Annotated in this window: 18 protein-coding genes and 4 pseudogenes; 10 read left to right on the forward strand and 12 right to left on the reverse strand. The window is 41.6% G+C overall.

All coding sequences use genetic code 11. The features are described 5' to 3' along the window. Positions 1–368 precede the first annotated feature (368 nt). A complete protein-coding gene (locus H6F92_RS01425) occupies positions 369–1175 on the forward strand; it encodes a Uma2 family endonuclease (RefSeq protein WP_190356530.1) in 807 nt (268 codons plus the stop codon). Between the two features lie 74 nt (positions 1176–1249). Further along, the gene (gene cobO, locus H6F92_RS01430; protein WP_190356531.1) at positions 1250–1855 is read left to right on the forward strand and encodes a cob(I)yrinic acid a,c-diamide adenosyltransferase; all 606 of its coding nucleotides are present in this window, start codon (positions 1250–1252) and stop codon (positions 1853–1855) included. Here the strand turns inward: cobO and H6F92_RS01435 are convergent. The 4 genes and pseudogenes from H6F92_RS01435 to H6F92_RS01450 form a co-directional block, all read right to left on the reverse strand. Next, positions 1852–3033, reverse strand: a complete 1182-nt coding sequence (locus H6F92_RS01435) for an aldo/keto reductase (RefSeq protein ID WP_190356532.1) — start codon at positions 3031–3033, stop codon at positions 1852–1854. The genes cobO and H6F92_RS01435 overlap by 4 nt on opposite strands. Positions 3034–3426: 393 nt before the next feature. Continuing rightward, positions 3427–4191 carry a type I methionyl aminopeptidase gene (map, locus tag H6F92_RS01440; RefSeq protein WP_190356533.1) on the reverse strand — a complete coding sequence of 255 codons (765 nt, stop codon included), beginning with the start codon at positions 4189–4191 and terminating at the stop codon, positions 3427–3429. 120 nt (positions 4192–4311) lie between these two features. Next, positions 4312–4440, reverse strand: a pseudogene (locus H6F92_RS01445) (IS630 family transposase); the annotation flags it as partial. Between the two features lie 552 nt (positions 4441–4992). Continuing rightward, positions 4993–6000, reverse strand: coding sequence for a Gfo/Idh/MocA family protein (locus H6F92_RS01450; protein ID WP_190356534.1), 1008 nt, complete (start codon positions 5998–6000; stop codon positions 4993–4995). A gap of 84 nt (positions 6001–6084) precedes the next feature. Here H6F92_RS01450 and H6F92_RS01455 point away from each other — a divergent pair, with 84 nt between their 5' ends. Next, entirely contained in the window at positions 6085–8124 is a 2040-nt protein-coding gene (locus tag H6F92_RS01455; RefSeq protein ID WP_190356535.1) for a hydantoinase/oxoprolinase family protein, read from the forward strand. A 331-nt stretch (positions 8125–8455) separates the two neighbouring features. Here H6F92_RS01455 and H6F92_RS01460 read toward each other — a convergent pair whose 3' ends face one another. The 3 genes from H6F92_RS01460 to H6F92_RS01470 form a co-directional block, all read right to left on the reverse strand. Then, entirely contained in the window at positions 8456–9076 is a 621-nt protein-coding gene (locus H6F92_RS01460) for a chorismate lyase (protein WP_151697304.1), read from the reverse strand. 148 nt (positions 9077–9224) lie between these two features. Further along, a complete protein-coding gene (locus H6F92_RS01465) occupies positions 9225–9521 on the reverse strand; it encodes a hypothetical protein (protein WP_002767927.1) in 297 nt (98 codons plus the stop codon). Next, entirely contained in the window at positions 9522–10181 is a 660-nt protein-coding gene (locus H6F92_RS01470) for a glutathione S-transferase family protein (RefSeq protein WP_190356536.1), read from the reverse strand. 369 nt (positions 10182–10550) lie between these two features. On the opposite strand from H6F92_RS01470, the gene lepB reads away from it, so the two are divergent. From lepB to H6F92_RS01490, 4 genes are all read left to right on the forward strand, one after another. After that, complete coding sequence (gene lepB / locus H6F92_RS01475) at positions 10551–11648, forward strand: signal peptidase I (protein WP_190356537.1); 1098 nt, start codon at positions 10551–10553, stop codon at positions 11646–11648. A gap of 152 nt (positions 11649–11800) precedes the next feature. Then, the gene (locus H6F92_RS01480) at positions 11801–12376 is read left to right on the forward strand and encodes a hypothetical protein (protein WP_190356538.1); all 576 of its coding nucleotides are present in this window, start codon (positions 11801–11803) and stop codon (positions 12374–12376) included. Between the two features lie 6 nt (positions 12377–12382). Further along, entirely contained in the window at positions 12383–12751 is a 369-nt protein-coding gene (locus H6F92_RS01485; protein WP_190356539.1) for a DUF1818 family protein, read from the forward strand. Positions 12752–12816: 65 nt separating this feature from the next. Beyond that, positions 12817–13887, forward strand: coding sequence for a YheT family hydrolase (locus tag H6F92_RS01490; protein WP_190356540.1), 1071 nt, complete (start codon positions 12817–12819; stop codon positions 13885–13887). A gap of 10 nt (positions 13888–13897) precedes the next feature. Here H6F92_RS01490 and H6F92_RS01495 read toward each other — a convergent pair whose 3' ends face one another. The 3 genes and pseudogenes from H6F92_RS01495 to H6F92_RS01505 form a co-directional block, all read right to left on the reverse strand. Beyond that, positions 13898–14893 (reverse strand): carbohydrate kinase family protein, encoded by a 996-nt coding sequence (locus H6F92_RS01495; protein ID WP_190356541.1) that lies wholly within the window; start codon positions 14891–14893, stop codon positions 13898–13900. A 273-nt stretch (positions 14894–15166) separates the two neighbouring features. Next, positions 15167–15583 (reverse strand): annotated as a pseudogene (locus H6F92_RS01500) (transposase family protein); the annotation flags it as partial. A gap of 110 nt (positions 15584–15693) precedes the next feature. Next, positions 15694–16168, reverse strand: a pseudogene (locus H6F92_RS01505) (helix-turn-helix domain-containing protein); the annotation flags it as partial. A 170-nt stretch (positions 16169–16338) separates the two neighbouring features. On the opposite strand from H6F92_RS01505, the gene H6F92_RS01510 reads away from it, so the two are divergent. Next, a complete protein-coding gene (locus tag H6F92_RS01510) occupies positions 16339–16575 on the forward strand; it encodes a hypothetical protein (protein WP_190356542.1) in 237 nt (78 codons plus the stop codon). Positions 16576–16789: 214 nt separating this feature from the next. Here the strand turns inward: H6F92_RS01510 and H6F92_RS26935 are convergent. Both H6F92_RS26935 and H6F92_RS01515 read right to left on the reverse strand, forming a co-directional pair. Beyond that, positions 16790–16957: pseudogene (locus H6F92_RS26935) on the reverse strand (IS4 family transposase); the annotation flags it as partial. Between the two features lie 93 nt (positions 16958–17050). Further along, positions 17051–18067, reverse strand: a complete 1017-nt coding sequence (locus tag H6F92_RS01515) for an IS4 family transposase (protein WP_190356545.1) — start codon at positions 18065–18067, stop codon at positions 17051–17053. 201 nt (positions 18068–18268) lie between these two features. On the opposite strand from H6F92_RS01515, the gene H6F92_RS01520 reads away from it, so the two are divergent. Both H6F92_RS01520 and H6F92_RS01525 read left to right on the forward strand, forming a co-directional pair. Further along, a complete protein-coding gene (locus tag H6F92_RS01520) occupies positions 18269–19069 on the forward strand; it encodes an FkbM family methyltransferase (protein ID WP_190356543.1) in 801 nt (266 codons plus the stop codon). 50 nt (positions 19070–19119) lie between these two features. Then, positions 19120–20361 carry a glycosyltransferase gene (locus H6F92_RS01525; RefSeq protein WP_190356544.1) on the forward strand — a complete coding sequence of 414 codons (1242 nt, stop codon included), beginning with the start codon at positions 19120–19122 and terminating at the stop codon, positions 20359–20361. The last annotated feature ends 81 nt before the right edge of the window (positions 20362–20442 follow it).

Genomic DNA, 20442 nt, shown 5'->3' on the forward strand with positions numbered 1-20442 from the left:
TTTTATAATTGAGATAGTTTGTGCCGCTTAAATAAAGAGGTTTTGATAACCAAATTAAAGCAGCTCTAAAGAGTTTTGAGTTAAAAGTTAAACTTCAAGTTTTCATTCAGGACGAATGTACTGATTAACTAATTTTTTGGGGAAAATTAGTTAACCCATCATTATAACATATAATTAATTTGCAAGAGTTCTACTGATATTTGAGTAAGCCAGACAGGAGCCAGAAAAAGATATTTATCAGAAAAGTCATGAGCAAGCTAGAGGTTTAAAGACTGATTTGAGCCAATTATTTTTATTCATAAATATTTGACACAATTCATACCAGGTAAGCAAGAGGGCTACGCCACTACTACCAAATCATTACCACTATGACAACTCTCGACATTTTACCAGAAGTTACCTGTCCCCCCACCGATTTATGGAGTGATGAACCACCCTTGGCAAGTGATTTACGCCTGCAACAGATCATAATTCTCCTCAGTTGTCTAGAATTATTATGGCAAGAGAAAAACGATTACTACGCTTCCGGTAATCTGACTATCTACTATAACGAAGAACAACTGAAAAAGCGCGATTTCTGTAGTCCTGATTTTTTTGTGGTTTTAGATACAGAAAAACGTCCCCGCAAAAGTTGGGTGGTTTGGGGAGAACAGGGGAAATATCCCAATGTAATCGTCGAGATTCTTTCCGATTCTACGGCCAATATTGACCGCACTAAAAAGAAAATTCTCTACCAAAATACTTTTCGCACTCCTAATTATTTTTGGTTCGATCCTAATACGTTAGAATTGCAAGGATTTAGACTAATTGAGGGACAATATCAAGCTATTTCTACCAATGAGCAGGGTTATCTATGGAGTGAAGAGTTAGGATTATATTTAGGCATATTTGACCGGAAACTGCGTTATTTTACTGTCGATGGTCAATTGGTTCCCACTCCCCAAGAAGCTGAATTACAGCAAAGACAAGCAAAGGAACAGATTCTTTTAGAAAAGGAACAGATTCTTTTAGAAAGGGAACAGATTCTTTTAGAAAAAGAACAGGCTCTTTTAGAAAAAGAACAAGAACGACAGGCAAAGGAACAAGCTCTTGTAGAAAAAGAACAAGAACGACAAGCTAAGGAAAGATTAGCCGCAAAATTACGAGAATTAGGCATCAACCCCCAGACAATTTAGCCGGTTAAAATCTGCAAACAGCGATCGATAACCCCTTGAGTTACAATTATCTTGATTTGACTAGACAGACCCGAATGCAACTCACTCCCGAACAATACAAAGAAAAAATGCAGCGCCGCAAGGTCATCCAAGAGGAACGTTTAGCCGAAAAAATCGCTGAAAAAGGGTTAATTATCGTTAATACCGGCGATGGTAAGGGAAAAACCACGGCAGCCCTCGGTATGGTTTTACGTTCCCTCGGTCATGGTTACAAAGTGGCGGTGGTACAATTCATCAAAGGTGCTTGGGAACCTGCCGAACAGAAGATTTTTAGTGTTTGGGGGGAACAAATCGAGTTTTATGCTATGGGGGAAGGTTTCACCTGGGAAACTCAAGATAGGGAAAGAGATATAGAGAAAGCCCAAGAAGCATGGCAAAAAGCCCTAACTTTTCTCGAAAATCCCCAATATAAATTAATTTTACTCGATGAGATCAATATCGCCCTTAAATTCGGCTATCTGGATATTCAGGAAGTTATCGCTGGTTTAGCCCTAAAACCCGCTAATTGTCACGTTATTCTCACTGGTAGAGGAGCTTTACCCGAATTAATCGAGATAGCGGATTTGGTCACGGAAATGAAGTTAATTAAACATCCCTTTCGTCAACAGGGAGTGAAAGCGCAACCCGGCATCGAATTTTAACTACTGCTTAAGCGTTGTACGGTCTCTCCCGACAATAATCGATGAGTTTCGGCGAGAAGATAGGGAATTTTATCAGCGTGGGGACTAGCGGCTAAACAGGCAGTTAAATCGAGTTTTTCCACCTCTTTTGCCTGTTGACCGGGGAACCAATGACCCCCATTCCCCAAGAGATTGTATCTGGCCTTGGCAAAGTCAATCATATCGTAGGCGATAGCGAGATTGCGTAACCAGAGGATAGAACGAATATTGATGTGATTGGGGGTATTTTCCCAGCTAGGTAAACCCACAGACCAAGTTTTTACCCAATTATCGCCTAAACAGTTGATCATCTCTCCTTGCAATCTCTCGATAATTGCCGGTAAAATCTCCTCGGAGCGATCGAGTAAGGGTAAAGTTTTCAGGTGTTCATCAAAATCTCTGGCTTGCGCAGCACCGATACTCAGGGTATGGACAGCCGGATGACTGAGACAGAATAGGTTATTAAAAACCATCGGACTGAGAGGAGAACAGAGAGCGACGAGCTTAGGGGGAGGATTGTAGAGATGGCCGCCCTTATCGGAGGGACTAATGATAAAAACGCCCATATCGTGCTGTTTTGCCGCTTCTATCGCCGGCCAGTTATTCTGAAAAATATAGTACCAGTGCAGATTGAGGTAATCGTAACAATTTGTTGCAATAGTCTTGACAATTACATCAGTTGGTGCATGGGTCGAGAAACCGATAAAACGAACTTTTCCCTGTTGCTGTAATTTTTTCGCCTCTTGCCAACAACCGCCCTCGGCCATAGTGTCATCGAGAATTTCAGCCGTGTTGATGCCATGGATACCCAACAAATCCACATAATCTAACCGTAAAAATTGCAGGGATTGCTCAAATTTACGGCGAAATTCCCGCACATCTTGACTAGGAGAAACTTTCGTCTGCACGATAATCTTATCCCTCGGTAGTTGCGGCAAAATTTTGCCCAATTGCATCTCGGAAGTGCCGTAACCCCTAGCGGTTTCGATGTGATTAATCCCCACTTCTAGAGATTTATTAATGATTGCCTCTAAATTGCCTTGATTCTCGTCGGGAATTTGCGACATTGGCAAATCCTGCCACTGAAATTGATAGCGCATTCCCCCACAGGAAAACACCGGCATTTGTAGATTAGTGCGACCGAAACGACGATACTGCATATATTCAGTTATCAGTGAACAGTTATCAGTTATCAGTGAACAGTTATCAGTTATCAGTTATCAGTTATCAGTTATCAGTTATCAGTTAAGTAGTCGTGCAAAATAAATTTCCTAGTGAAGAAAGGCACTCATGCAAGAGGCAAGAGGCAAGGGGGGGTTAGATATGTGTAATTAATTTTGCTTAGGTACTTATAGTCATTTCAATTAAGATTGAGAATATCAATCCCAGAGTTCATAAGGTTTTTGTCGGTCTAGAGTGTATCAGACTTATCTGAAATGACTATATCAGTGGGGAGATGGGGTTTTAGGGTTTTGGGGTTTTGGGGTATTAGTTGACACTTCTCTATTTCCCCATTCTCCCATTCCCTATCCCCTGTTCCCTGTTCCCTAAATTTAATCGGGTACAGTGAGAATTTCGACACCGGTTTCGGTGACGGCGATGGTGTGTTCAAATTGGGCTGAAAGTTTACCATCTTTAGTAATAGCAGTCCAACCGTCTTTTAAGAGAATATGTTGCCAAGTACCCTCATTAATCATGGGTTCAATGGTGAATACCATGCCTGGGCGAATTGTTTTGCCTTTGCCGCGAATGCCGTAGTGGGGAACCTGCGGACCGGTGTGAAAAACATTACTGATGCCATGACCGACAAAATCTCTAACCACTGAAAATCCTTGTCCTTCGGCGTATTCTTGGATAGCTGCGCCGATATCGCCGATTTTACCCCCCGGCTGCACCGCATCTATGCCTCTTTGCAGACATTCTCTGGTCACTTCCACTAACTTTTTGGCCAAGGGGGAGGGAGTACCGACAAAGAAAGTCTGCGAGGTATCGCCGTGATAACCTTCTAAAATCGGGGTGACATCAATGTTAATAATATCGCCGTCTTTAAGGATTTGATTGGCGCTGGGGATGCCGTGACAGATAACCTCGTTAATGCTAGTACAGATGGACTTAGGAAAGCCATGGTATCCTAGGGGCGCACTTTTGGCTCCATGGGCGCGAGTCCAACGTTCTGCCTCGTCATTGATTTCTAGGGTACTTACCCCCGGTTTGACCATATCTGCCAGATGATCTAACAGTTTAGCCGCTAATCGTCCGGCTCGACGCATTTTTTCAATTTCCCGGGAAGAGAGTAAGGTGATGGTATCGTTGCCCATGAATTATCCGACTGTTGAGAAAGATTCTTGTTACATTTCTTATCCTAGCAAAATCGGGCAGCGTTATGGTTTAGGGGGGGAGACTTTTCAGTTATAGTTATTTCAAATAAAAACGAGACACTAGGCGACACAATAAGTACGAATAATTTCATCAAGGGGTGTACCCACAGGAGCAGACATTCTTGCTCTCTTTAATGCCCTAAAATCATGTTCGATATCATTTAAATCAGGAGAGTATTTTGGCAAAAACCAAAAACACCGCTGGTATAGTTATCGCTGGTTGATAGAACGCTATCAGCTATCATATCTTTTGACTCTTTAACCAAAGAACTTCCATCTTAAGGCGTTCGGCGAGCTCAGTCGAGCCGCGTGAGCTTTTGTCGAACGCTCAGCCGAGCCGTTGAACCTGGGGATGGGGATGATGAAATCTTTCCCAATACAGTAGTGCGATCGCCATTGCCTCGTAGGTTGGGTTGAGCGAAACAATACTGGGTCGAAAATAGCTCAATTCCCTTGAAAAAGCGAAACCCAACCGCCCCAAAGGTTACTCTTGGTTGGGTAACAGGCGTCAACCCAACCTATAATAATTGCTAGTCATGTATAAACTCCTCGTCAATAGCAAATCAGGTTATACTTCATCTTTCTGGGAAACGCCGTAGATTTTACCTCAACTGTAGCACTGGCATCATTGCCCAACACATCGACTAAGCAGACAGCGATCGCTCGTTTCCCGGCTCTCAACCCCGGTGCAGTCTTAACGAGTAATTTAGATAGTCAACAGCTTATCGATCCCATTTTTCCCTATTCTAAGCGCACAATCTCTCCACCTCTGGCTAGAGATAATTCTGCTGCTTGGAGGATTTTGACTAATTCCGTCCCTACCGATCCCGAAGATACAGGAGAATTGACACCCGTAGCCACCGACTCTAAAAAATGTTCGCACAATGCTTTCAGGGGTTCACCATCGGCAATAGGGATAGATTCCGTCTCCTGTCCCTGGGGAATAAAATAGGCTTCCTGACGTTCAAAATAGCCCTTTTGTCGGGTTAAAGGCGATCGAGAGTCTAATTCATTGAAAATTAAAGTCCCTTCGCTGCCAACTATCCCTAAACGTCGCTGTTTATCGGGATTCAACCAACAAAGGTGAATAGTCGCTTGAAAACCATCGCCATAGATCAGGGTTAACCAGACTAAATCGGCTAGATTAGGTTGTAGCCAGAAGGTTCCCCTCGCCTGTACCGATACTGGTGTACTATTTAACCAATGATTAAAAATCGAGATATCGTGAATAGCTAGATCCCACAAAGCGGACACATCCTGACGGACGGGACCCAGGTGGGTGCGAGTGGCATAACCATAAAGAGGTTTACCGATACCGCCGGATTGCAGGACTTTTTGTCCGGTGATAACGGCGGGATGAAAAAGATAGGTATGATCAACTAATAAAATACGCTGTTTTTTCGCCGCTAATGCCGTTAATTCGGCACATTCTTGGGGATTGAGGGTTAAGGGTTTTTCGGCGAGGACGTGATAACCTAAATCAAGAGCATCTTTAATCAGGGGATAATGACTGATGGCGGGAGTAACGACGACCACAGCCGAGATTTCGGGGTGATTGCGAATAGATTCCCAGTCATTGGCTAAAATAACCTTATTAGTATCGAGATTAAATTGATCGCGACAGAGACGGAGTTTTTCGGGGGAGGGATCAACGATCGCCACTACTTGTGCTGAGGGATGTTGAGAAAAATGACGGACGAAATGGACTCCCCAACGTCCTACCCCTAAGATAGCGATTCCTGTGGACATTTTGCTTACTCAGATAAATCAATCTAGTTTATTTTAAAAGGATTAGGCACAATTGTTAATTGATTCTGAGAACTGGAAGGGATTATGTTAAAATTTTTTATCGATCGAGGGGGGACTTTTACCGATATCGTGGCGATAATCGATCGACCAGAAATTATTGAACGACTAGCTAGAGATGCCGCTAGATTTCTGATTGTTCCCCTTGCCGATCAACAGTGGATTGTTCTCTATAAACTGCTCTCGGAAAATCCCGAAAAATACCCAGATGCAGTCATTCAAGGGATTAAAGATATTAGCGGTTCCCTAGATAACATCGAAGTGATTAAAATGGGAACAACAGTAGCCACCAATGCGCTGTTAGAAAGAAAAGGAGAGCGCACGGTTTTGTTAATCACCAAAGGTTTTAAAGATGCCTTGAGAATTGGCTATCAAAATCGCCCCGATATTTTTGCTCGTCAAATTATTCTTCCTTCTTTATTATACGAACAAGTTATCGAAGTGGCCGAACGCTACGATAGTCAAGGACAAGAATTAATCGCCGTTAATCCCGCCCAAGTTAAAGCCGATTTAATACCAGTTTATCAAGCGGGTATCCGAAGTTGTGCGATTGTTTTTATGCACGGTTATCGTTATCCTGACCACGAAAAACAAGTGGCAGCCATTGCCGAAGAAATCGGCTTTACTCATCTAGCCATTTCCCATCAAGTCAGTCCTTTAATGAAACTGGTATCCCGGGGAGATACCACGGTAGTTTCTGCCTATCTATCGCCAATTTTACGCCGCTATGTTGATAGTATTAGCCAGCAATTACCGAAGACTAGCTTACTATTTATGAAATCCGATGGCGGTTTAGTCACCGCCGATAAATTTCAGGGTAAAGATAGCATTTTATCTGGTCCTGCGGGGGGAATAGTTGGCGCAGTACAAACCAGTTTAAGGGCGGGATTTAGCAAAATTATCAGTTTTGATATGGGAGGAACTAGCACCGATGTTTCTCATTTTCAAGGGGAATACGAGCGGCAAACAGATAACGAAATTGCCGGCGTAAGAATGCGAGCGCCGATGTTAAGTATTCACACCGTGGCCGCCGGTGGGGGTTCGATTTTAGTCTATGATGGTTATCGTTTTCGGGTCGGACCGGAAAGTGCCGGAGCTAATCCGGGACCGGCCTGTTATCGACGGGGTGGATCATTAACAATTACCGATGCTAATGTTTTGTTAGGAAAAATTCAAGCCGCCTATTTTCCCGCTATTTTTGGACAAGAGGGAAATTTACCCCTAGATAGAGAGATTGTGCTGACAAAGTTTCACGAATTAGCGGCAACAATGGGGGGTAATAATAGTCCTGAAATGTTGGCTGCGGGGTTTATTCAAATTGCCGTAGAAAATATGGCTAATGCGATTAAAAAAATCTCTCTACAAAAGGGTTATGATCTCAGTGATTATACTCTTTGTACCTTTGGCGGTGCCGGGGGTCAAGTGGCCTGTTTAATTGCCGATACTCTGGGAATGAAAAGTATTTTTCTCCATCCCTACGCTGGGGTTTTAAGTGCCTACGGCATGGGTTTGGCCGATTTGAGGGTAATTAAAGAAAAAGCGATCGAACAGCCGTTAAATGCCGATTTAATCGGGCAGTTACTCACGGAAATGAACGAATTAGAAGTTTTAGCGGGTCGGGAATTAGAGGGTTATAATCGGGTGCGGCAGCAAGTTAGTTTAAAATATCAGGGCAGTGATGCCACTTTAGTGGTTAATTTTAGCGATCAAATGCGTCAGGATTTTGAATGGGAACATCAAAGACGTTATGGGTTTAAACAAGAACAAAAAGCTTTAATTGTTGAGTCGATTGCCGTGGAATTGATCGAGACTATGGACAGTCCCCAAGAAGCAATTTTAACTCGCACCCGTCCCCTGGGAGAATTACCTCCTATCCTCGATCGAGTAGCGGTTTTTATGGCTAATCAATGGCGGGAAACGCCTATTTATCAGCGTTCATATCTGCAACCTTTTGATTGTTTGACAGGACCTGCAATTATTATCGAAAAAATTAGCACGATTGTGATTGAACCGGGTTGGATGGCCAAATTAACGGAGAAAAATCATTTAATTCTCTCCAAAGCTTAATACTAAATCCGTTGAGTAACGCACAGAAAACGGGTTTCTCCGAGAAACCCGTTTTCTACTCATGCACTCATGCAAAACGGAGAATAAATAATCAGTTTTTAATAACTGGATTTAGTATAACTAGGGTTTGCGGCAAAAAGTTTTTCGTGGGGGTAGGGTGTGGGGTGTGGGGTGTGGGGTTTTACCTGTTTTGAGGTGGCCAATTACCTAATTTTCAGGGAAAAAGTGCCTAAATTTCCCCCACTTTTTGATTTCAAAAAAGCCTAAAGATATTATCCAACAAGGTTTTTAGCTTTATTCAGTAAACCCTACATAGAAATATCTACAGCAGTTATCCTAATTGATCAATTCTCATTTCGCCGAGGTATTTACGGAGATAGGGAGAAAAAACCTCGTAAATCAGGGTAAGGGGTTGGCGAGCGTGCCAAAATAGGTAATGACGACCCCAAAATGCTCCTTTTTCCCCAAAAGCTATTTCTAATTCTGGGGAATGACCGTAATAAAGTCCCTGCACATCGCGATACAATTCCGTGTGCAGCCGCGAGAGACTTTCCCAAATCGGTAGGGAACGATTTTCTAGATATTCGTCCACTTGATTGGCAGACCACCAAGAAGCGGCATAGGCTAACCTTTGACCACTAGCTGTGCGTAACCAGACTTGACGACGCAATCTCGGTCCTGGAATCAGGCTAATTTTCATCGGTGCGCCATCCTCATCGTCGCCGATGGGGGACATATCGATCACATCCACCTCCGTTTTTTCACCAGTTAAAAGTTGTAAATGACGGGTGGGAGAACCATCGCCGAGAATTAAAATCTGCCACGGGGGGGCGAGTTGGCTATGGGGTAAACCTTGTTTAACATCGGTTTCGTCTCCTTGCCAGAGAGGGGACAGGGAGTACCAAGGACGATTAAGCAGGGGTTTTTCTTGGGGGTGGAGGATAGCAGTCAAGGTTTGTTACAAAACTTTATGATTTTTTCATTAATCATAACACGGGATTTTTGTCTGCTGGTGATAAAAGCGATCGCCTTACTCCAATCCTCTCTAACTTTTTGGTTAGCAGATGCACTCTCGCCAAAGGAGATCGGCTATTTCGATCTTAACGATAAAAAGGTATCAATATCTGGAGGAGTTTTTGTAATCTTCTCAGGGCAATTAATTGTCGAATCTTGGGATTAATTTGGGGGGGATAAATGCTAGTGGCTAATTGTTCTTCTAGTAAGGCATATTCTGCCGCATTTAGGGGTTGATTATCAAGGGGCGATCGAGCCGAAGTGATAATTTCTGCTCGTAAAACTTCTTCGGGAATATCTTCAGGAGCGGGCAAAGCAAGGGCTTTTAGGGGCGATAAGAAACCGATCGAGATGAGGATGATAATTTTGGTCGTTCGCTGCATTTAATTTAAACCGGGAGGCAATTTTTCTCGACACTGTTGATGAATTTCCCCGATTCTAGCAAACAACCAGGGATATTTTTGACGATAACTGGGAATTAGAGCCAGAGGACTGAGTAGGGCAGTGGCGGCAATATCGGCTACACTTAATTTATCTCCCACCAAATAGGCCTGATTTTGCCAATATTCTAGAATCTTGAGGGCATTTTCTAGGCGCTCCTCCGCTAGTTTTACCCTGGCTGGGGTGATTTTATACTGTTGTCGCACGATCTTAATAATTATTTGACTACTCAGGGAAGGATCGATCGCTTTTCCCTCTCCAGCGCGATAATCATAATAGACAAATCTCGTCGCTACTCCAATACTTTCATCTAACCAATCCTCTAGTAACCAAGCTTGATTTTTCTCCTTTTCCCCAGCGGGAATAAAAGAGGGGACAGGAACTACTTTTTCTAAATATCTGAAAATGGCAGTAGAATCGGCAATAATCTCATCTGCTGCCATTAAAACGGGGACAGTGGTTAACCCCTTGGTTAGGGGCCTGAGTTTGAGAATATGTAGTCCGGGGGTGAGATTTTCTACTTGGTAATCAATCCCCTTATAACCTAGGGCTAAACGAGCTTTGCGACAGTAATGAGATGTGCTAAATTGAAGTAAAAGCATTAATTGTTATTGGTTGCTATATCAGTTACCAGTTATCAGTTATCAGTGATCAGTTATCAGATTTGAGTTTTAAGTGAGCAGTTATCAGTTACCAGTTATCAGTTATCAGTGATCAGTTATCAGATTTGAGTTTTAAGTGAGCAGTTATCAGTTATCAGTTATCAGTTATCAGTTATCAGTTATCAGATTTGAGTTTTAAGTGAGCAGTTATCAGTTACCAGTTATCAGTTATCAGTTATCAGTTATCAGATTTGAGTTTTAAGTGAGCAGTATATATTAAGCGAGCAGTATTATTCCTAATGTGTTTTCACTGATTACTGTTTACTGATTACTGATCACTGTTCACTGAATTGGCAATAGGTCTATACTATGAGCAAACCCCCCCTTTTTTCGGCTGTTTCTCCTCCTGATGCGACTAATTCACTAGCAAAAGATCCCTGGTTAGCTGTCAATCTCTCGATGTTCTTCCCCGGCTTGGGACAATGGTATGCTAACAAAAACCAGAAAGCAACCATTTGGGCGATCGCTCAAGTAATATTAATAATTGTGACAATTTGGTCAATTTTTAGTCCCAATGGCCCTGTAAGCTGGGGATTAGGGGGAATAGTTGCTCTGGTTGTCCTTTACATTAGCAATATTTTTGACGCTCACTGGAGTGTTTATGATTCCAGACAGAATAACAGCTTAGAGAAAATTCCCCGTCAACAAAAAAACCCCTGGTTTGCCGTCTTCGCTAACCGGATTATACCGGGGTTAGGGCAATTGTACGCCGATAAGGTGATCTTAGGGATAATTTTTCTGACTATATCCCTGATTACCCTGAAAATGGATCATTTTTTGACCAATATCCTCTTTCTTACTCCTTTAATTACAGCGATCGCTATTTATCATGTTTATCACACTTTCCCCCATCAATTCCATCCCCATCGTCACACCTATCGTTCCATTTTGGCGCTGATGGTGGCAGCAATTTTTACTTGGGGAATTATCTGTAATTATTTTCCCGATTGGTTACATCAAAAAATAGAATTTTTCGAGATTCCGAGCGAATCCATGCTACCTACCCTCGCAGTCGGTGATCGCGTTTTCGTCAGTCAATCTGGTAATTATCAAGCGGAAAGAGGCGATATAATTGTTTTTAGAACTCCCGAAAAAATTAAGCAACTAGATCCTAAGTCTGGAGATTTTTTTATTAAACGAGTCATCGCTATTGCCGGGGATACCATTGAAATCCGCAGGGGTAAAGTTTATCTCAACCGGCAAGTTATCGAGGAACCCTACACCGCCGAGTTAGCCAATTATGAAATAGAATTTATGACTGTACCCCCAAAAACCCTGTTTGTTTTGGGAGATAATCGTAACCATAGTTTTGATTCCCATGCTTGGGGTTTTTTGCCAGAAAGTTATATCGTTGGTCAAGCCTATAAAGTTTACTGGCCTCTCGATCGTGTCCAATCTTTGCTATGATGGGGATGACTGGCGTAACTTTGAGCCTAGGTGTTACAGTTAGATGAGTTGGGGTATTGTTTAGATGATTATAACATTCCCAACCTCTTGAAATGTTCCTGAAAAATTCCGACTGTTGCTAGATAATTAACTTCAATCTTTTCTTGATTAATATGCTCTTAAAATTCCCTCAAAAGCTGAAAATTCAGCGAATAATATTATTAGTATTCTGGCTAGGAATAGGGATATTTTTCTGGTGGTTATCCTGGCAATCCACCGGGATGAGCCAAATTCAACGTCCCGAAACAGTTGCCCAACAAATTTATCAAGCAATGCCAGATTTACCGAAAGAAAACAACTATATCCGTCGAGAGACAGGAGCGATCGATCCGAATAATACCCTAATAAGTCGCTTTCTTCGTTATCATCAAGATACCAAAAAAAGATTTACTCTCATCCGTTTTGATTGGCAATTAACCCTAGGAGATTATCTAGGAGTGAACGAGAAAATCAGCGAAGAAAACTATCCCGGACAGGCCACCCTTACCGTTAATCCCATGGCTGCCGATATCAAAGCGATGAACAGTCTTAATCGTCGTCAACGGCAGCAGTTAGTAACTCTTTTAGTCGAAATTTATAACCCCGCTATTCTTCCCCAAGAAACCCCCAATCCTAGTCCTTCTCCTAGTCCTTCTCCCCGTCGTCCATCATTATCAAAACCGGGAGATGCCGACCTATTAAAATTCTAGAAAATTATGGAAAAAATTCTCAAATATGGTTCGGGTTGGCGACTCGGTTGGAATACTACGGCAACCGTTTATAAAGGATTAATTGGTGGCGATGATTGGGCGATCGAATTAACCGAGGCCGAGTGGCAGGATTTGCGTCGGTTACTATCACAATTGACCGCAACTATGGCAGCCATGGCCACAGAATTAATGGATGAAGAAAGTATTGCTTGTGAAGCGGAAAGCGAGCTTTTATGGTTAGAAGCGACAGGATTTCCTGATAATTATTCCCTGCGATTGATTCTCTATCAAGGTCGCAGTTGTGAGGGCAATTGGTCGGCCGCTGCCCTGCCAGAGTTGCTCGCCGCTTGGGACAATTTGCTTTACAATTTTTAAGAAAGCGGTGGGCATAAGTTAATTTTTGTCTCCCCCTCTTGACTTTTTGAATCCCCTGTGCTGCCATGATTGCCCATCCGAGGACGAGGACCGATAATCTCACCTACACTCCGCCCCCATTGCTGAAAAACGGTTTTGCCATGACTCTCTATGTGTCCCTAAAAGCGCGAGAAACCTGGCAAAATACGATCGCTATTCCCGAACCAGTCTATCAAGAAACCATTTTCACCGGGGCCGATGCCGTCCCCATCTACGGGATTGTTTCCATTCCCCCGCAAGCGAAGGGAACAATTATCGGCACCTACGGCATCACGGGAGACTTAGATAATCAATGGTTTTTAAGAATTTTAGGCAGAAAAGCCGTAGCAAGAAACTACGCAGTCGTCCTCTTCGATTGGCGGGCCCACGGTAAGACAGCCGAATTATCCCCGACTCTCACCTCCGATGGTATCTATGAAGGGCTAGATTTCCTTCATATTGCCGCCCAAGCCCAAAAAATGGGCTGTCCCGCTCCTTTTTGGTTCACGGGTTACTCTCTGGGGGGACAATTGGCCCTCTGGGGAATTAAATCGGCAGAGAATCAGGAAGATATGGGGATCGATCCCATCGATATCGGCGGTGGTGCGGTAATTTGTCCTAATTTAGACTCTAATCGTTCTTTATCCTATCTCGTCCGGGATACCTGGGGGAAACATTTGGAAAAAGCGATCGCCCGGGAACTACGCAAGTTAGCCAAACGCATCCATAAAGCTCATCCCGATCATATCGATCCCGAAGCAATTACTCGCGCCACCACGATTGCCGGATTCGATCGAGAATTAGTGATTAAAAAGCTAGGATTTGAGACAGTTTTTGACTATTATGCCGCTAGTAGTCCCTTGCCCTTTCAACCCTATTTAACTAAACCCACTTTTATCCTCTACGCAGCCGATGATCCCCTCTTTTCCCCCGCAGTTATTCCCGATCTGCAAGCAGCGATCGCTGATAATCCCCACGTGGATCTACTCTTAACCAACCATGGCGGTCATGTGGGTTATATCAGCAGTTTATCCTGTCAGCGTCAGTGGGGCGATAGCGATCGCTGGTGGGCATGGAATCGTGTTTTAGACTGGTTTGACCAAAAAACTGGCAAATAAGGGCTAATTACTAGGAGTCAAAGGCCGCTAGAAACTCCTCCACCTGTTCCCGAGTCGGTTGGGATGCGATCGCTCCTGCTCTTCTTGTCACCATTGCCCCCACTGCACAGGCATAAATCACCGCCTTACGCGCTAAATCGGCATTTTCCCCGATTTGATCGCCTCCCAGACCAGCACGAGCCAAAAAACCCGCCACAAAGCCATCCCCCGCCCCAGTTGTATCCACTACCTCCCCGGTAAAAGCCTCGACAGTGCCGCTATTTTTGCCTAAATGATATTTACACCCTTTTGCGCCGCCAGTAACCAGAATTGCCACTAAATTGGGGTATTGTGATGATATTTCTCTGGGGGTATCAGTGCCAAATAACCATGCTGCTTCTTCCTCGCTACATTTGAGCAAATCGGCCTGGGCAATAAAATCTCGAATGATATCAGGGGCAGCCTCAAGATTAGGCCAAAAAACCGGTCGCCAGTTGATATCGATCAATACTTTCACCCCGTAAATTTTAGCCAATTGCAGGGCGCGCATCATCGCAGCTCTCGCCGGGGGATAGGCTAACCCTAGGGTTCCCATCACTAGATAATCGGCATTTTTCCAGAGATTTTCGGGCAATAGGTCAGCATTAAGGGCAGTATCGGCAAAATCAGTCGTTTTTCTGCCGCCAAAACCCGCAAAATGTCTGTCTCCCCCAGCATCGCGGGTGACATAAACTTGTCGGGTGGGTAGGGTGGGGTGATACTGTACACCAGTGGTATCGACTCCGAGAGCGTCTAGCAAGGCGATTAACTGTTCTCCTGGTTGATCTTTGCCCACACAACCGATAAAAGCCGAATTTATGCCCAATTTTCGCAATCCACAGGCCACGTTTGCCGGCGCACCCCCGGCGTAGGTTGTCCAAGAAGTTACTTGCTCTATAGCGCGATCGCTTTGATCGGCAATTAGATCATAGAGGATTTCCCCTAAACAAATGACAGACACCGGCGAAGATCTTTGATTGTTAAGCATTGGTGTGGGGTGTGGGGAGCTTTTTTCAGTGATCAGTAGAACTCTTGCAAATTAATTATATGTTATAATGATTGGTCAACTAATTTTACCCCAAAAATCAGTTAATTGGTATATTTGTTCTGAATGAAAACTTGAAGTTTTACTTTTAACTCAAAACTCTTTAGATATGCTTTAATTTGGTTATGAAAACCTCTTTATTTAAGCGGCACAAACTATCTCAATTTTTATAATTGAGAATAAATTCTCCTTGACTTGATTAATGTTTGGCAACTTTTAAGAAGTTGCTATACCTATCCCTAACTCACAGTTATAAATAGCCGCCAACAAGTTAACTCTTAAACTATATATTCGACGAAGATTCCGATATTTACAGGATAATATTTTAAAGATTTTGAGTTTCCTATTTATAGGTTCAATGATAATATTTTCTTTGGCTAAAGCCTTGTTATACTCCTTTTATAAGTCTGTTAATTTTCTATTTTTAGGTTTCTTTTTTGGTGTATAACTATTACTATGGTATTGAGATATTCCCTGATAACCACTGTCTTCTATGCCGGTAGTTAAAGGATGAAAACGAACTCGACTTTTTTAAAATAAACTAAAATCATGACCGCTGCCTTTCCCACAAAAGACACAGATAATTTCCTAGGTATTTTTATCAGCTACTAATTGGGATTTTAAAGTATGATACTAAATCTGGTTATTAAAAACTGAGTATTTATATCCCCTTTTGCCTCTTGCCTGTTGCATGAGTGCCTCTCCTCTATAAGTAGCCTATACTCAACGGATTTAGTATGATAACCTCTTTTACCTGAAAAAAAATCTTTCTGTTTCTTTTGGGGGCGTTCCATGGGAGTTTCCGTTACATCCATTACCGTTACGACCGGTATCTCTGCTTGATTTAGTAGAGCTTTTTTCCCTTTTAAACGAAAGTTTCCCGATTGTCAAAGCATTTTTTCCGTCTTATTTACAATCCGACCTATAGTTGATTCTGATAGTTGACCGCTTGTACCAATGTGAAAATATGTTCTATATTGTCGCCAATATTCTAACGTTACTAAAACTTGTTCTTCTCTAGATAGTTTAGGTTTCAGTCCCCTTTTAGATGGCTTCGGCCGTGAGACTTCGGCGTGAGCTTTTGTCGAACGCTCAGCCGAACGCTGAATTAGATTCAGCTTCAACACTTTTTACTGATTCTACCATCTTTCTGTAGGTTTGTTTATACACACCGAAACGGCGTTTGAACTGTTCATATGATAAGTTTTTATCATCCATACTTTTGCTATATTTATTGGCAAAAGTATGGATGATTTCCTGACCTAAGAGCAGATTTTATTCTTTTTTCGACTTCCATCTAAAAATCGAGAAAAAAGCCAACCGCTCCATTATACCATAAAAAAATTATGCAAGAGGTCTGATGTTTTAATTGATTAGATTTAATATTTATGAGCAAATCCACAAAAGTCGTCATTAAAACCAAAGTTACACCAGCATTACTGGCGCAAATTGATGGGTTAGCGCGGGCGCAAAATCAGTCAATTTATCAATTGATGCTGGCGGATTTAAATCAATATCTTGATCTGGCAGATAATGCGCCTACTCCCACTGATTTATTGCCAATTCTTCAAGATGAATTGAAGTTATTGCAGGCTAAAACTAACAAGATTGATGAATTCAAATAAGAGGTTGATTCTCTATCATTTCGCTTAAAAAATCTCGAACAACTCCTGGCGCAACTGCAATCTCAGCAGTCTTTGACATTAGCTGCTGCTAATTTTTCTGCTGCTGTCGATTTTATTGATGAATTAGATGAGGATGACATGGACGATGAACCAGATGAGATTCTAACCGATTTTATTACATGAATTGTCATTGCGGTTTTCCCTTGTTAACTTACTTGTCAGTAGCTGGAATTCGGATTCGGAAAAACAGGGAAGGTTCCAGGAGAAGATAAGGTAACCAAGCTTGACCGACAAACTCCCAGTCCCCACCCAGACAACGAATCTCAGCGGTGGGAAAAATTTTTACCATCTCTTCGAGGAAGCGCATACGCTCATCACGGTTAGGGGGTTGAAGGGCTTGCTTTAGATGCAGAAACGTTGAATCCTGTAATAAAACTTTACATTGACAAGAATAATACCCCTATAACATCAAATTTTAAGTTGAATAGACAATCCTCCGGAACCAGTGGACATAACTAATATGTTGACACATGAAACTCTGTAAATAGCGCAGTTTATCTAATAAGCTTTTCCCAAATCCTTCTTCAATATCTATTAGCTGTAGAATCAGATAAGCGATAATGCAGCTATAGAGCTGTATGCGGATTCCGTTCTCATTTTTGGTGATTAGATTATCCAACTTTAGAGGCATTTTTAAAAATTTCCACAGGAGTTTTATTTGCCATCTTTGGATGTAAATTTCGGCAACTTCTTCATTGCTAACTGCCCCTTCTCCCTCTAGAGGTAAATCTGTCGCTAGCCGAAATTCTGTTTGACTTTCTAGGTCGCAAAAAGCGACTACTCTTACTTCTATTTGTCTTTTATCTTTTCTGAGTTTACCCTGGCCATTTTCGAGCATCTCTAGGCTAATATTATTTTTCACTCTCAAGACAAAATGCTGGTCAGTGATCTCTAGTAATTCGGTAATTCTTTGATTAGAAGAAAATCCTCTATCCATTACTCCAACTCCATTTAATGGAATTGCTTCTATCGTTTTTTCTCCTTCTTTCGAGTCATGACCTTGACCAAAATGGATGAGGATTCCGACCACCTCTGTTGTGATACTATTGAGACCGGAGAAGAGTTTTACTTGATGCCATCCTTGCGACCATAATAGTTGACTGGTTAAGCTAATTATTGTTGAGTCAATAGGAAATAAAGCTCGCGCATTCTCTATTCCTTTTTTGGCAACTAAACGCTTATTTAATTCGACAATGACTTTCTCAAACGGACTGGTTTCTCTAATTTTGCTTGCCTGAGAAAATGTGGATAAATTTACATTAATTCCTTGAAGTACCATTCGACTGCATAAGTCCCTCATACTGACGATGCTTTTATCTAAAGCAAAACCAATCCAACAGGACAAAAATGTAAAAGTGTCTAAAGCGGGGTAGTCATTTTTAGGCAGTGGTTTGAGAAGCTCTTTTATGATTTTTGAGAAATTCGTCATCAGGGCAAACTCCCTATTGTGAGGGTAATAAGTTGTCTAGATTCTATCTATAATAGCATTTTTTGTCTGACTTTTCTCAACGTTCAACACTTCTGCTTTAGATGCTATACTGGTTCATAGGGTTGTGGAGATTGGTTCTATGTTTCATCAAACCCTACTCCCGCCTACTTTTCAAGCCTTTTGTCTTGTCCTCAGAAATTGATCATGAATAAGAACTTAATCATAGATGTTGGTGTTCATCAGGGCGAAGATACTGAATACTATTTAAAAAAAGGTTTTTGCGTAGTGGGTATAGAAGCTGATCCTCAGCTTTATGAAACCACAAAAAATAGACTACAATCCTATATAAATGATGGTCAACTACAACTTCTGAATCTGGCTATAGCCCCACAAGAAGGTGAGATTATTTTCTATACTAACCTAAATCATAGTGTTTGGGGGACAATTTCTCCAGATTGGGTGAAAAGAAACGAGTTCTATGGGACAAAATCCCTGGAAATCACGGTAAAAAGTGCTAAATTTGAAAACATTTTACAAGAATTTGGGATTCCCTATTATCTAAAAGTTGATATTGAAGGGGCAGACTTGTTATGTGTTAAAGCCTTACGGCAATTCGACAGTAAACCAAAATTTATATCCATAGAATCAGATAAAACGTCTTGGAATAATTTGCTAAAAGAGTTTAAAATATTGAAAGAACTTGGTTATCAAAAATTTAAAGTTATTAACCAACGGAAAATATCCCAACAACTGTGCCCTTTTCCAGCAAGAGAAGGTAAATACTTTGAACATCAATTTGAATTTGGTTCCAGCGGACTTTTTGGAGAAGAAACACCAGGAAAATGGCTTTCAGAAACTCAAGCTATCAATCTCTACAAACGCATTTTTTTGTACTATAAAATATTTAGACTGAATGGGTTTATTTATAATATCAATCTCGGTAAAAAGCTGTTAGAAAAATTCAAAGTTATCGAACCGTGGTATGATACCCATGCTAGTTTATAAGATAGTGTAGCGAAAAAATAGTTTTTAATAATTAAACAAAGGAAAAAATCATGACACATTTTGGCTCTATCTGTCCAGCCGCTACTGGACATTTAAACACAATGAATACCTTGGGACGTGAACTCCAAAGACGAGGACATCGTGTGACAGTATTAGGTATGCCTGATGCAGAAGCAAATGTCAAAGTTGCTGGCTTAGAATTTCGCGCTATTTCACCAGTTGATTTTCCTGTAGGGACAACAGCAAAATTTTATGAAGAGCTAGGAAAACTCACGGGGTTAGCGGCATTGCGTTACACAATTTATTTGTCTGAAAAAACAACAGCTTTATTTTTACTTGATGCCCCACAGGTGATTAAAGATGCGGGAATAGAAGCACTGATAATTGATGAATGTATCTACGGTGGTAGCACTGTTGCTGATTTCCTCAAAATTCCTTTTGTGACAGCTTCTTCGGCGCTAGTCAATGGTTTTGATAATACTATTCCCCCAGCTTTTACAACCTGGAAATATAACCCTGCTTGGTGGGCAAGATTGCGTAATCGTTTGGGATATGGAGTAATTTCTCGTTTTTCCCAACCTATTTACAAAGTGATTTCGGCATATCGCCAAAAGTATGGTATGCCTGCTTGCAGAAATATTAATGATTACTATTCTGTTTCTAAGTTAGCAATTATTAGTCAACAACCAGCAGAGTTTGAATACCCCAGACATGATTTAAACGGAATTCTCCATTTTACCGGACCTCACTTTGATTCTACAGGGAGAAAAACAATTGATTTCCCCTATGAAAAATTGAATGATAAACCATTAATTTATACTTCAATGGGTACATTGCAAAATCGCCTCACTCATATTTTTTATAAAATTGCTGAAGCTTGTGTAGGTTTAGATACACAATTAGTAATTGCCCTAGGAGGTGGATTAGAAACTCAAGCATTACCTAATTTACCAGGAAATCCCATCGTCGTTAAATATGCACCACAATTAGAATTATTACAAAAAGCCAGTTTGACTATTTGCCATTCTGGAACAAATACGGTACTAGAATCTCTGTTTTATGGTGTACCTATAGTAGCTATTCCTATTGCTAATGATCAAGCAGGAGTGGCTACCCGTATTGCTTGGAGTGGCGTCGGGAAATTTATTACTCCTTCAAGTTTGACAATCAATAGATTACGCCAAGCTATTCAAGAAGTGCTAACGCAACCATCTTATAAAGAAAATGCACTTAGATTAAAAACTGCTATCCAAAAAGCGGGGCTCTTCGGGAATTGTTATGCAAATAATTAACTTAAAATAAAATTCGATGAGAGTGCCTACGCCCAAAAGTAGCTGAAACTCATATAGGGAAGGACTTAAGGCATAAACAGG

It is taken from the genome of Microcystis wesenbergii FACHB-1317, assembly GCF_014696875.1.
GTDB lineage: Bacteria > Cyanobacteriota > Cyanobacteriia > Cyanobacteriales > Microcystaceae > Microcystis > Microcystis wesenbergii_A.

Bases quoted from the DNA above. Each gene is read 5' to 3' on its own strand.
- H6F92_RS01470 (WP_190356536.1), bottom strand. From the start codon at position 10,181: ATGCTTTTACTTCAATTTAGCACATCTCATTACTGTCGCAAAGCTCGT.
- H6F92_RS01450 (WP_190356534.1), bottom strand. From the start codon at position 6,000: ATGTCCACAGGAATCGCTATCTTAGGGGTAGGACGTTGGGGAGTCCAT.
- lepB (WP_190356537.1), top strand. From the start codon at position 10,551: ATGAGCAAACCCCCCCTTTTTTCGGCTGTTTCTCCTCCTGATGCGACT.
- H6F92_RS01520 (WP_190356543.1), top strand. From the start codon at position 18,269: ATGAATAAGAACTTAATCATAGATGTTGGTGTTCATCAGGGCGAAGAT.
- H6F92_RS01485 (WP_190356539.1), top strand. From the start codon at position 12,383: ATGGAAAAAATTCTCAAATATGGTTCGGGTTGGCGACTCGGTTGGAAT.
- H6F92_RS01495 (WP_190356541.1), bottom strand. From the start codon at position 14,893: ATGCTTAACAATCAAAGATCTTCGCCGGTGTCTGTCATTTGTTTAGGG.
- H6F92_RS01455 (WP_190356535.1), top strand. From the start codon at position 6,085: ATGTTAAAATTTTTTATCGATCGAGGGGGGACTTTTACCGATATCGTG.
- H6F92_RS01425 (WP_190356530.1), top strand. From the start codon at position 369: ATGACAACTCTCGACATTTTACCAGAAGTTACCTGTCCCCCCACCGAT.
- H6F92_RS01510 (WP_190356542.1), top strand. From the start codon at position 16,339: ATGAGCAAATCCACAAAAGTCGTCATTAAAACCAAAGTTACACCAGCA.
- H6F92_RS01480 (WP_190356538.1), top strand. From the start codon at position 11,801: ATGCTCTTAAAATTCCCTCAAAAGCTGAAAATTCAGCGAATAATATTA.
- cobO (WP_190356531.1), top strand. From the start codon at position 1,250: ATGCAACTCACTCCCGAACAATACAAAGAAAAAATGCAGCGCCGCAAG.
- H6F92_RS01525 (WP_190356544.1), top strand. From the start codon at position 19,120: ATGACACATTTTGGCTCTATCTGTCCAGCCGCTACTGGACATTTAAAC.
- map (WP_190356533.1), bottom strand. From the start codon at position 4,191: ATGGGCAACGATACCATCACCTTACTCTCTTCCCGGGAAATTGAAAAA.
- H6F92_RS01435 (WP_190356532.1), bottom strand. From the start codon at position 3,033: ATGCAGTATCGTCGTTTCGGTCGCACTAATCTACAAATGCCGGTGTTT.
- H6F92_RS01490 (WP_190356540.1), top strand. From the start codon at position 12,817: ATGATTGCCCATCCGAGGACGAGGACCGATAATCTCACCTACACTCCG.
- H6F92_RS01465 (WP_002767927.1), bottom strand. From the start codon at position 9,521: ATGCAGCGAACGACCAAAATTATCATCCTCATCTCGATCGGTTTCTTA.